7 protein-coding genes are annotated in these 12,715 nt (G+C 54.2%); 6 read left to right on the plus strand and 1 reads right to left on the minus strand.

All coding sequences use genetic code 11. The features are described from left to right. Nucleotides 1–21: 21 nt before the first annotated feature. Nucleotides 22–1,284 carry a hypothetical protein gene (locus IEW09_RS15965; protein ID WP_188555159.1) on the minus strand — a complete coding sequence of 421 codons (1,263 nt, stop codon included), beginning with the start codon at nt 1,282–1,284 and terminating at the stop codon, nt 22–24. Between the two features lie 542 nt (nt 1,285–1,826). Between IEW09_RS15965 and IEW09_RS15970 the strand changes: the two genes are divergently transcribed. The 6 genes from IEW09_RS15970 (at nt 1,827) to IEW09_RS15995 (ending at nt 12,515) form a co-directional block, all read left to right on the plus strand. Then, complete coding sequence (locus IEW09_RS15970; protein ID WP_188555160.1) at nt 1,827–2,171, plus strand: STAS domain-containing protein; 345 nt, start codon at nt 1,827–1,829, stop codon at nt 2,169–2,171. Nucleotides 2,172–2,250: 79 nt separating this feature from the next. Then, nucleotides 2,251–3,804, plus strand: coding sequence for a Gfo/Idh/MocA family protein (locus tag IEW09_RS15975; protein WP_229739372.1), 1,554 nt, complete (start codon nt 2,251–2,253; stop codon nt 3,802–3,804). A 267-nt stretch (nt 3,805–4,071) separates the two neighbouring features. Further along, nucleotides 4,072–5,433: a hypothetical protein gene (locus IEW09_RS15980; protein ID WP_229739373.1), complete on the plus strand. Its 1,362-nt coding sequence runs from the start codon at nt 4,072–4,074 to the stop codon at nt 5,431–5,433. A 226-nt stretch (nt 5,434–5,659) separates the two neighbouring features. After that, the gene (locus IEW09_RS15985; protein WP_188555162.1) at nt 5,660–7,930 is read left to right on the plus strand and encodes an alpha-N-acetylglucosaminidase; all 2,271 of its coding nucleotides are present in this window, start codon (nt 5,660–5,662) and stop codon (nt 7,928–7,930) included. A 19-nt stretch (nt 7,931–7,949) separates the two neighbouring features. Next, the gene (locus tag IEW09_RS15990) at nt 7,950–9,101 is read left to right on the plus strand and encodes an acyltransferase family protein (protein WP_188555163.1); all 1,152 of its coding nucleotides are present in this window, start codon (nt 7,950–7,952) and stop codon (nt 9,099–9,101) included. An 87-nt stretch (nt 9,102–9,188) separates the two neighbouring features. After that, a complete protein-coding gene (locus tag IEW09_RS15995; protein ID WP_188555164.1) occupies nt 9,189–12,515 on the plus strand; it encodes a TonB-dependent receptor in 3,327 nt (1,108 codons plus the stop codon). The last annotated feature ends 200 nt before the right edge of the window (nt 12,516–12,715 follow it).

Below are 12,715 nucleotides of genomic sequence, written 5' to 3' on the forward strand. Positions count from 1 at the left end.
CTTTGGACGGACGTGCTAACGCTATCGTTGGTGCACTCTGGAAGCCACAATTTCGGTATGAAGCGTCGTCCCAACCAGTCGCGAGGAGGCAAGGACGAGTTCAAAGTAGGGGAAGTGGCCGGTTGGCATCCTCTGCCGAATCTGAGCAAGCCCCTCGGGTGAGGTGATGAAGTCACCGGCAGCCCTGGTCGCCTGAGAGTCCACTCCGGAGATGATCAGCACATAGCGTTGGTCTGTCAGATTCGGGAGAAAGGAGACGACACTATAGCTTCGGTTGGGGTCCCGGCCAGTCTCATAGACGGCTTCCTCGCCTGGCTGCGGTTTTCGATTCACAATAAACGAGCGTTGGATGCTGGGGTCGTAGTCCAGAAAGAAGTTCATGCGATCTCGGTAGAGATCAACCCATGGGTTCGACTCGCGTCCGCCGATGAGAATGACGTTATCGGCTTTGATACTCTCCGCCGTATAAGAACGGGCAGATGCCAGTTTCAGAGCGGACGAGTAGCCATCCAGATCCATAAACCGCTTCGCCGCCTGAAAGTCCCCGATGCTGCCGTTATTGCGTTCCAGTATGTGCTTCAGGGCCGATTTCGTTCCAGGCGGCAACCCCGGTTGATCCGCGAGATTCATGTACTTATAGTCGAGGTAATCGTCCAGCGAAATGGTTTGCCCCAGAATGTCCTCGGCCAAAGCGAAGGACGTGTCAGCCGTAACGATATCGATTCGATCACCCGAAGAGAAGAAGTCAGCCCAAAGCGAGTCTTTCAGAGCGTCCGTCTTCCACGGTTGCAACTGAACCGCCAGCCGGTGGTTCTGCCATAACAACAAGCCGCAGACAAAGACCGCTATCGACAGTGCGATGAGCACAGGCGTGAGATGCTTCCGCGCCACAGGGAGAGCGGCGACCGGAGTGGCTTCAGGAAGATCGAGTGCGCTCGGTGGAGTTGCAGGAGAAGCTTCAGTCGCCGGCGGCAGTAGCGCAGGAGTCTCCAGCGTCTTCGCCGTAGCAGTGGAGCGTAGAAAAAAGATCGGCAGGTAGCCGCCTCGGGGAATCTCGATCGCAATCGTTTCGTGAGATCCCTCTTCGCTGAAGTAGTGGATCAGCCGCTTGCGCAACTCCGAGACGTTGACCCGAACAATGTTGTCGAGGCCTGTATCGTAATCTTCGGGGCGGCCAAACACCGCTGCGCCAATCATCTGTTCCCGTATGGTATGCGATGGAAAGTCCTGAGCATGCTTTCCAATGTATTCGAGCAACTCGCGCAACCGCGAAGCGCGTTTCAACTCCCGGCTATTGATTACCCGTTCAAGCAGCTCCTTACACTCTAAGGATCTTGGGTCCAGTTGTATTACTTCCGGGGTAACCGTAGACACTTCGCCTCCCACAGACTGATTGGAAGCTCTCATTTTATCTCGCAGTCATCTAAACTGCGGCGCCTCTCGGACACCACACGTCGCGTTGTATCCATAAGCATGTTCTTCCGGAAGAGGATCAAGAGAAAGACGCACTATTAAGTGATTGACGAAGGAAAACATAACGATTGAGTGCAGGTTTTTCGTTGTAAATGATTGCAATAAATAGGCTTAACGGCGAAGGGACGGACGGAGGTTTTACGTTGTCCGGGTACCTTCCACTATCAATGCCTCCGCCTTGCGCTTGGACAATGGATCAGTGGTCGTCGCTCGCGACTCTGACTTTCACTATGCTTTATGGGCTGGATGCTGGAAGTACGATAGTAGTCAGCTCTGCAACTCTTCAAGAGAGGTACAGAATATTCATCTTGCTGTAATCAATGCTTTGGCAGCAGAATCCTATACTCTCGGCTATGCAAGATCGAGAGTTGAGCTTTAGCTCCTTCAATGGAGCGAAAGATGGCGTACTTATCGTGGCTCTGGATGGGCCATTGCTGCTCGGCAACATGTTCGACTTTCAGAGCGCGCTACGAGATCTGAAGCCGCCGTGCCTCATTCTTGATCTAAGCAACGTTCCCTACATGGATTCTGCCGGTCTGGGAGTGCTGATGAATTATTACGTTTCGGCACAGAACAATCACCGCGAGCTTTTGGTCGTGGGAGTCAACGAAAGAATCCAGGCCTTGCTGGAGATGACCAAGGTCGATAAGATCCTCAGGCTATACCCGTCATTGGAAGCAGCAGAGGCTGTCTCGTAGTTAGGGTTGCTCGTCATCTGTGATTGAGCGGGACCATCCGAACGGCTAAGGTCAGCGATGGGCGATGTATCATGGGCGGGTGTCGAAACCAACCGAAACATTGCCCGCTCTGCAAGTTCCTGAGACCGCCGAACTCTCGCGTGTCGATCGCCGTGAATTTATCAAAACCACTTCTCTGGCTGCCGGGGCGCTCGCGTTTGGCTCGCCTGCGCTTTTGCGCGGACAGAATCTGAACAGCAAGCTGAACATTGCCTGCATTGGAATCGGCGGGAAAGGCCGAAGCGATACAGATGCCTGCGCAGGCGAGAACATCGTCGCGTTGTGCGATGTGGATTCAGGCTCCGTGGCTTACGAGACGCAGACCCAAAAATATCCGAGCGCGAAGTTCTATAAGGATTTTCGGGAGATGTTCGATCAGATGGGCGACCGGGTCGATGCGGTGACGATTTCGACGCCGGACCACATGCATGCGATTGCAGCGTCGATGGCGATGAAGCGGAAGAAGGCGGTGTTCTGCCAGAAGCCGCTGACGCAGACGATCTATGAGGCACGCTATCTGCGGAAGATGGCGCACGAGAGAAAGATTGTTACGCAGATGGGCAATCAGGGCAGCGCCTCGGACGGTTTGCGCCGCGCGGTGGAGACGATTCAGGACGGGCTCATTGGACAGGTACATGAAGTCCACGTCTGGACGAACCGGCCGATCTGGCCGCAGGCGATGGACCGTCCAGCCGGAGAAGACCCGGTTCCTGCGAGCCTGGATTGGGACATGTGGATAGGGCCTGCTCCCATGCGGCCCTATAAGGGCAGCCGCGAACCAAAGGGGCGTGATGGAATTTATGAGCCGTTTAACTGGCGCGGCTGGCAGGATTTCGGCACCGGCGCACTGGGCGACATGGCCTGCCACACAGTCAATGTGCCGTTTCGCGCTTTAGATCTCGGTTACCCAACGGAGATTGAAGCGATGCCTTTCGGAAAGATGAACAAGGAATCGTATCCCGTCGGCTCCAAAATCCGCTTCGCTTTTCCCAAGCGTAAGGGCCACATTCCCCTCGAACATCCGCACCTGTTCCACCACGACAGAAAGATCGAGCACGATCCGGTGACTCTCTTCTGGTACGACGGTGGACAGCCTAACCCTGCGCTTCGTGGAGGCCATGACCTGACGAACAAGCCGCCGGTCGAGCTGACTGCCGACATCCTTGCGTTGCAGGGCAAGATTCCCGACAGCGGCTGTCTGATGATCGGCGACGGAGGCACAGTCTTTTCACCGGACGACTACGGGACGAATTTCTTCATCAAGCTGAAGGGCGAAGAGAAGTTCGTTAACTATCTCAAGCACCCGGCGATGGCGCAGTATCCGGAGCGGATTCCTCGCAACCCTCATCCGGGAAATCTGGTGCAGGCGCACGCGCTGGAGTGGATCACGGCGATCAAAGAAAACAAGCCGGAGATGTGCTACTCGCGCTTTGATGTCGGCGCGCGTCTGACGGAGATCATGCTGCTGGGCTGCGTGTCGTTGCGTACCGGCCAGAAGATCGAGTGGGACGGGCCGAAGATGGTTGCGAAAAATTGTCCGCAGGCGGCACCGTTTATACGGCGGCAAGACCGTTCCGGGTGGGCCCTTTCCTGATGTACTTATCCTCGGCAAAAACGAACAGGCGTTGGCCTGAGAATTACTGTTCGAAATAAATGGGAACAGCATGTTGATCCGAATGCTTAGGTCACATTCATACTTTCAGGACTGCTGACTGAAAAAACGATGCCTACTTCCTTCCGGAGATCCGGCTGGAGCCTGATGCTTGGTTTCAAGGAGACGAAGATACCTCTCTGGGGCGGGATATGGGTTCAGATCGCAAAAGGTCAGTCGGCTCGACTATTATCCTGACAGGAAGAAATTGTGATTGATTCGAATTCCATACCCAATCAAGAGCCATCTCCAGGAGTCGAAGCGCCCCTACGGATGGTCGATGAGCGAATGGAACTCCTGCAACAGGTCTTATCTTCGCGCACCTTCGCTAAATCTGTGCGGCTCGCTCGGTTTCTCGAATTCATCTGCTTACGCACGATTGAGGGCAACTCTCGAGAGCTCAATGAGCAGCAGATTGGCATTCACGTCTTTGCACGGTCACCGGCGTATAGCGCCTCGGATGACAGCATTGTCCGGACACAAGCGCGACTGCTTCGCCAACGACTGGAAGAGTACTTCGAGCATGAGTGCCCAACCTGTCCTGTCGTGATCTCAATTCCAAAGGGCGGGTACGTTCCGATCTTCGAGCCGCGAAACAATGCTCCAAAAGCTCCTGTTCCCGCTCCCGGATCGTCCACAAAGACAGACGAATCTCAAGTAAGTTCTTCGGTTCTGGGAAGCAGGGAACAGACCCCCGCTGATAGGAAGCATGGTCGGCGCTGGATATATGGCGCCACTGCCGCAGGAGGAACAGCAGTTCTTCTCGGACTGCTAGCCTTTTATTTCTGGTTCGGTAGTCGGAATCAGGGGCCATCCGAGGCGCTCTGGTCAAGCATCTTTAACAGTGGGCGTTCCGTTGTTATCGTTCCATCGGACGATGCTCTGGTTCTTTTTGAAGAGCTGACGCAGGCCGCAGTTCCTCTCGACGAATATCTCAGCGGAAGCTACTTGGAGAAGTCAAACCTTCCGCATGCTGGAACGACGACTCTCACGTCGGACTGGTTTGCCGCTCACCAGTACACAAGCAGTGCAGATCTGAACCTCGCCATGCGATTGAGCCGATTGCCCGAGGCCGGTAAGGCGAAAGTAGAGGCACGCAATGCGCGCGTCTTACGGATCGACGACCTCAAGAGCAACAATGTGATTCTGATCGGCGGAATTGGAGCTAATCCCTGGGTTGGACTGTTCTCTGATCGTCTGAACTTCGATGTCAACTATGATTGGAAGTCCTCGGAAGGGTATGTCTTAAATAAGCATCCTGCGAAGGGGGAAGCCCCGATCTATCGGGACGCTATCTCCGCTGATGGGACCCGGCGCAGTTATGGTGTGCTTGCCTTCCTTCCGGGAATCGAAGATAACGGGCAGGCGTTGCTCTTTGAGGGAACTGGTATGGCAGGGACAGAAGCGGCGGCAGACTTTCCCTTTAATCCCATCTCATTTCGAAGTTTTGCTCAACAGATCGGAGCCACCTCGGGCAAGACGCCGTACTTCGAGGCTCTGATTGAAACGACAAGCATCGCGGGTAATGCCCCTGAGGCGCGCCTGGTGGGCTATCGCTTGATCAAACCCTAATCCTCTGGGGGTTATTTTCTTTCATTCTATTGATGGATGGCTTATCGGTCGGGCGACTTAGCTCATCCTTAATCAAGATACGTCTCACCATATTTTTCTCTAATTAAGTGAAAAACCATATTAAAAACATCGATTTGACGGTGAAAAGCGGGTCGGAAACGGTGAAATTGCTTCACAGCCCTAAATGGGAAGTGAATACTCGGCACATCGAGGCACTCTTCCATTCATGTGGACACGACGTAAATTTATCGAAGCTTCCTGTGCTGGTGTAGGGGTAGCACTGGCTACAGTCGACCTGGATGCGACGACGCGAGAGTCTGCCGGCCAGGCACGTCCACGAGCCACCCGCCCAACCTATTCTTCTCAACAGACAGCAGTATCGTCTGCCCGTGGTGTACTCACCCGTCAGCTTGGAGTACGGGCGGCCGAGTTCGATCTGGCATGGATTCCGCTCGCCGAGGGTAGGGAGGTCTATGAGATTGAAGCAACGGCAGGACGTGTAAAGGTCTCAGGGAGCAGCGGGAGTGCTCTCTGTCGGGGAGTCTATAGCTATCTCCGGGAAGCCTGCAATGCCATGATTACCTGGAGTGGACGCCATCTGGAACTCCCTTCCACCCTGCCGGAGTTCGCTCATCGACGCGTTGCCTGCCCCTACAAGTTCGTCCAATATCTGAATCCTTGTACCTACGGTTACACGATGGCGTTCTGGGACTGGGCACGGTGGGAGCGCGAACTCGACTGGATGGCTCTGCACGGCATCAATATGCCGCTCGCCATGGAGGGGCAGGAGGCGATATGGCAGAGAGTATGGCTTTCGCTCGGACTGACACAGGCGGAGATCAACCAGTTTTTCGTCGGTCCCGCTCATCTGCCATGGCACCGCATGGGCAATATCGACAACCTTGATGGTCCACTGCCGCAGAACTGGATCGACGAAAAATGTGTCCTTCAGGGAAAGATTCTTGACCGCATGCGTGAACTGGGAATGAAGCCAGTAGTCCCAGCCTTTGCCGGATTCGTTCCACAGGGTTTCAAGCGGCTACATCCCGATGTCGAGACCTTTACGCTGCTCTGGCTGCCGGAGGAGTTCAAGACAATCCCGCGCAGCACCAGGACATTCATTCTTCATCCCGGTGAGGCGGCTCTCTATCAACAGATCGGCAAGAAATTTATTGAGGAGTACAAAGCCGAGTATGGCGAGGTCGAATACTACCTCGCAGACACCTTTAATGAGCTTGCCGTGCCGGTCAGCGAGGACCATCGTTATGACGACCTCGAGCGTTTCGGACGAACGATCTTCGAAGGCATACAAGCTGGTGATCCAAATGGCACATGGGTTATGCAGGGCTGGCTCTTTGTCTACGACTCCGCATTCTGGGACAACCCGTCGGTTGAAGCTCTACTGAGAGGTGTGCCGAACGATCGCATGTTGATCATCGATTACGCCAATGACCTCGCGCCTTCTGTACGCGGCAAATATGCTCCCGGTCAATGGAAGCTGCAGAAAGCGTTTTTCGGCAAGCAATGGATCAACGGTATGGCCCATACCTTTGGTGGAAACAACAACATCAAGGGGAATTTGGAACTTATGGCGACAGAGCCCGCAGCCGTATTGGCGAGCGAGCAGCGGGGAAATCTGGTCGGATGGGGCATGTGTCCTGAAGGAATTGAGAACAATGAGGTTGTATATGAGTTGATGACCGACGCTGGATGGCGCAGCGAAGCGATCGACCTCACTGTGTGGATTCCCCAATATTGTATGGCGCGTTACGGTGCTTGTCCTGCCGCCATGCATCAAGCCTGGACGTTACTGCTTGAGAGTGCCTACAGCGCTCATATCTGGATGACAAAGCAGGCATGGCAGGCAGAGCCCGGCGACCACCCGGTTGCGGCCTCAGTCGATGCGGGGCCTGCATTTGAGAAGGCTGTAGAACTTTTTCTCTCCTGCGCGCCGGAGCTATCGCACAACGAACTCTATCGCAACGATCTTATCGAGCTGGTGGCTCAGGCTGTGGGTGGACATGTCGATCAGGCGCTGGCGTTGGCAGTTCAGGCAGCCGATGCAAAACAACACGCAGTCTCGGATGAGAATGCTGCGCGTGCTATCTCGTGGATGAACCGCATGGACGCCCTGATGAATCTGCGTCCAGATCGTCGCCTGGAATCGTGGACACAGGCCGCGCGCTCATGGGCCAGGAGCGACGATGAGGCCGCCTACTATGATGAAAATGCGCGACAACTTATCACCACGTGGGGATGGCCGGAGCTCTCGGACTATGCCTCCCGCGTCTGGTCCGGGCTTATCCGCGATTACTATGCCGCACGTTGGTCGGCGTACTTCAAGAGCCGCCGCTCAGACAGCAGGTTCTCGCTCGATCTGTGGCAGCAGACCTGGCTGTCGTCACCCTATCGTCCGAGCGCTCCCATGCCGGTGCCAGATTTGATCACCGACTCGCAAAAGCTGCTCGAAGAATGTCGCTGCTATGTCACATCGTAGAGAAGGAGAGGAGGTATCTATGTCGCTCGGCTCTGAAACACTGCATCTCGCGCCCAAGCCGTCATCGCGCCTTCTATCGATCGATGTCATGCGCGGCATCACGATTGGGTTCATGATCCTCGTCAACAATAACGGTCAGAACAATCTGGCCTACCGTGCGATGAACCACTCTCCATGGAACGGATTTACACCCACCGATCTGGTCTTCCCCACGTTTTTATTTATTATGGGTGTCTCGATTGTGCTCTCCTTTGGCGCTCGCAAAGCACAGTCCACCCCGAAGAGTGAGCTCCTGCTTCACATCCTGCGGCGCTTTGTTTTGCTGGTGCTGCTGGGCCTTGTAGTAAATGGATTCCCCTACTTTCATCTCCACACCTTGCGAATATATGGTGTGCTGCAACGCATCGCAGTCTGCTATCTGTTGGCCAGTCTGCTGCAGTTGCTGACGGAGCGCATTGCGCCGCGGGTCGCACTCTTTGTGCTCGCGCTTGCAGGGTATTGGGTTCTACTGCGCTGGGTTCCGGTACCCGGCCACGGCATGCCAGGTAGAGATTTTCCTCTACTCGATCCGGATATCAACCTCGTTGCCTATGTCGACCGGCACATCTTTCCTCATCGTCTCTTCGAAGGTACGCGTGATCCGGAGGGTCTGCTAAGCGATATTCCTTCGTTCGCCAGCACGTTGTTGGGGATGATTGCCGGTTGGTGGCTGAAGAGTGTGCGCCCATCCTTCGACAAAGTTAAGTGGTTGGCGATCGGCGGTGTGTTGCTGCTTGCAGCGGGGCTGCTCTGGTCGCAGAGTCTTCCAATCAACAAAAAGCTCTGGACGAGTTCGTACGTTCTCTACGCAGGAGGCTGGAGTGTTTTGATCCTGACCGCATGTTATTTTGCACTGGAGATCAAACAGTGGAGAGGGCAATGGACCTATCCGTGGGTGGTCTTCGGCACCAATGCGATCACGGCATACGTTCTCTCTGAACTACTTTCCTCTGCCGTCGCAGTCTTTCATGTCAACTCAAATCAGTCATTGCAACAGTTCGTCTACTCCGGCTTCTTCTACCACATAGGGACGCCCGCATTTGGCTCGCTCGTCTACTCGATCCTCTTCGCGGCGATCTGCTGGATACCGGCATGGTTACTTTATCGCAAACGCATCTTCATTAAGCTCTAGTACTTAGCATCTCTACCTCGGCCACTTAATGCATTATTTGCAAAATCAATCGAAGACCTTACACAAAGTTGGAAGGAGTTCTACTACATGACGAAACTTCTAAAGATCCTATGTTTGATAGCAGTCGTTGTCTTTGGCGTTAGTCTGACGGCAACGGCTCAGAGCACGTCTGCACAACTCACCGGAAAGATTACCGACGCGAGTGGCGCTGTGGTCCCTCATGCTCGAGTGACCGCAAAAAACACCGGCACCAACCTCACGAAGACTGCTGAAAGTAATGATGTTGGAGTCTATTCCCTCGTTTCGCTCCCGCCTGGTGAATATTCCTTGACCACGGAAGCTCAGGGTTTTGCTACCCGCATTCAGACCGGAATCGTACTCACCGTTGCGCAGGCTGCAACTCTGGACATTGCGCTTCAGGTTGGAGGCACGCAGGACACCGTTACCGTCAATGGCGGAGCAGAGCTTATCAACACAACCACGGCGGAGATCAGTCAGGTGATTGGCGAAGACTCCATTAAGGATCTACCGCTCAACGGTCGAGATCCTTCGAGCCTTGTGAATCTTTCGGTTGGAGTTACCAACGAACTGGTCTCGCAGGCATCGACCCTGCCGGGTTCTAATTCGTTTCCACTTGAATCCGGTGCTTCTGCGGGCGGCCAGCGTCAGGGCAGCACATGGTATCTTCTCGACGGCGTAGCCAATATGGATACGTTTGCCCTGCTCGCCGCACCTTTTCCAAATGCAGACGCGACGCAGGAGTTTCGTGTCATCTCGAATAACTTCGATGCACGGTACGGCTTCGCACCCAGCGCTGTCGTAAGCATCCAGACCAAGTCGGGCACAAATCAGTTTCATGGCGGAGCATTCGAATTTATTCGCAACAACGACCTGAATGCATCGAACTGGTTTAGCGGCGCCGTCGATCCTCTTAAGCGCAATCAGTTCGGTGGTTATGTCGGCGGTCCCATCTTCAAGGACAAGCTCTTCTTTTTCACAAACTATCAGGGAACGAGAAGCAGCTATCAAGCTTCCACAAACTCAACCTACACTCCGACGCAAGCCATGCTCAATGGAGACTTCAGCGCAGTTCCGGCTGGCGATCTTGACGGTCCGCTTGCGGGAGTCTTCCATACTGTGAATGGAAAGCCGAACCAGGTCGATCCCAAGCTCTTCAGCCCCGGTGCTCTTGCCATTGCAAAATCATTGCCACTTGGGCAGGCTCCGTCGACAGGTTTGACTAACTACGGTTCTCCTGCGCAGAAGTTTACCTACAACGAAAATACAACGCGCTTTGACTACACGATCAATCCAAATCAGCGCGTCTTCCTGCGCAGTTTTACTTATCTCTATAACCAACCTGGTGCATCAATCCCGGGAGATATCCTCGCTGGCGTCAATGGTCAGGATGGAACGTATCTCAACCTGGTCGCTGGCCATACCTGGACGGTTACACCGACTTTGCTGAATAGCGCGACACTCTCCTGGGCAGAGATTGACTTCTCCACCGGCACCATCGAGAAAGACGCGGGTGGCAGTCCGATCTGCCTTTCCAGATACATCAATGTATCGGACCCAGTAGGGCAGTGCTATATCGGTGGCCTGTCTGCGTTTGATGGCAATGTGCTTTATGGTGGTGGACTCGGCTTCAACGCCTTCACCGGCAACCCGAACGACACCCGCCGTCGTTACTGGTGGTTTACCGATACGGCAACCAAGACGATCGGCAAGCATACGCTTACCTTTGGAACAGACATCATGCATCGCTATGGCTTTGAGTTCTATGGCGGCAGTGTCAATCCTAACGTCAGCTTCAACGGCCAATTTACGGGCTTCCCCTTGTCGGACTTCCTGCTGGGATACCTAAGCAGCATGAGTCAGGGAGCTGGAGAGAGCGGTAGCGAATCTGGCTACATGATCGGGCTCTATGCGCAGGACCAGTTCAAACTACTCTCGAACCTAACTCTCACAGCCGGCCTGCGTTGGGATCCAAACTTTCCGCTTCAGGTCGCCGGCGGTCGCGGCGCAGCCTTCGTTCCGGGGCAGCAGAGCACGCGATATCCCAATGCTCCGCTCGGCCTAGTTTTCCCAGGAGACCATGGCATCAACAATGGCCTCATGCCGACCACCTATGGTTACTTCGAGCCTCGTATCGGTCTAGCGTGGCAGGTACATCCCGATACGGTCGTCCGTGCTGGCTTTGGTCTCTTCACCACTCCACTAGAAGATGCTTTCTACAATCACGTTTGGGATACGGCCCCATTTGCGCCTTCGTATGGGCTCAATGGAGGTGCTACAACGCCATTATCCTTCGACAATCCCTGGAGCGGCTTTACCTCTACAGGAGGCAAAAGTCCGTTTCCGCCATTCGCCTCACCCTCGCAGCTTCCTCCTTCTAATGCTGCGTTCATTACACCTCTTGCTGTTCCTGCGGTATTCTCCAGCAACTTTAAGTTGGGCATCACTCAAAGCTGGAATCTCTCGCTCGAACAATCATTCGGCAAGCAGTTTGTCCTGCATATGGCATATGTAGGGTCAGAGTCCTTCCATCAGGCGACTACGGTGGACCAAAATCCTGGAGGCTTTGTCTGCCCTCCTGGTGTGCCTGCGAACCCCAACACCTGTAATGACGTACGATCCACCTATACGAACTTTGCCCAGATTATTCAGGTGCAACCTGCGGCAACCTCCAGCTATAACGCGCTTCAGGTTGGCGTGGAAAAGCGTTTCTCGCATGGTCTTCAATTCCAGTCCAACTTCACCTGGTCACATGACACGGACGTAGGCGGTTCAGGCGATCCATCCTTTGAATCCAGCGTCAGTGATCCCCATAATGTTGGCCACGACTACGGGCCGTCGAGTCTGAATTATCCCGTTGTCTCCGTATCAAACCTGGTCTACAGATTCCCTCTGCTGGCCCACAAAAATGCTTTGATCAAGAACACCTTAGGTGGTTGGGAGATCTCCGGTCTCTATACCGCACAGTCCGGGCCTCCTTTCACCATCAACGGAGGACAAGGCAACAACAACTCTGGATTTCTTGTAGGTCAGGATCGTGCAGATGTTGTTCCCGGTCAGCCCCTCCAGGTTCGGCAAGGTGGTAAGAGTCACTGGGTTAACCAGTACCTCAATCCTGCTGCATTTACGAACAACGCGTATGGCACCGCTGGAAACTCCAAAAAGTTCTCGGTCCAGGAGGCTCCAATCAGCACTGCTGATCTGGCAGTGATCAAGAACTGGAGCATCTATGACCGCTATAAGATTCAATTCCGTTGGGAGGCTTTCAATGCATTGAACCATCCCAGCTTTGGCCAACCGGATTCCAACCCTGGTGACTCAAACTTCGGCCAGATCACATCGATTGGATCCGTAGCCCCGCGCGTTATGCAGGGAGGGCTAAAGTTCTCCTTCTAAGGATGGCAAGCAGTACGCCACTACAGAATTGATATCTAGTTCTGTAGTGGCGTAAATCGTGAACTTCTGGACAAGCAGAACACCGTGGCAGAGTAAAAGGCCGTTCGGGAATGGACCTCCCTCTAAAGGGAGGTCCATTTAATCTCCACAAGGCGTCTCGCCGCAAGCAACTGCCTTCAACAAATGATCCGCGAGTGCAA

Origin of the sequence: Edaphobacter dinghuensis (genome assembly GCF_014640335.1) — a bacterium.
Taxonomy (GTDB): Bacteria; Acidobacteriota; Terriglobia; order Terriglobales; family Acidobacteriaceae; genus Edaphobacter; species Edaphobacter dinghuensis.

Excerpts from the sequence above, each read along its gene's own strand:
- IEW09_RS15990 (WP_188555163.1), top strand. The coding sequence starts at position 7,950 with ATGTCGCTCGGCTCTGAAACACTGCATCTCGCGCCCAAGCCGTCATCG.
- IEW09_RS15995 (WP_188555164.1), top strand. The coding sequence starts at position 9,189 with ATGACGAAACTTCTAAAGATCCTATGTTTGATAGCAGTCGTTGTCTTT.
- IEW09_RS15985 (WP_188555162.1), top strand. The coding sequence starts at position 5,660 with ATGTGGACACGACGTAAATTTATCGAAGCTTCCTGTGCTGGTGTAGGG.
- IEW09_RS15970 (WP_188555160.1), top strand. The coding sequence starts at position 1,827 with ATGCAAGATCGAGAGTTGAGCTTTAGCTCCTTCAATGGAGCGAAAGAT.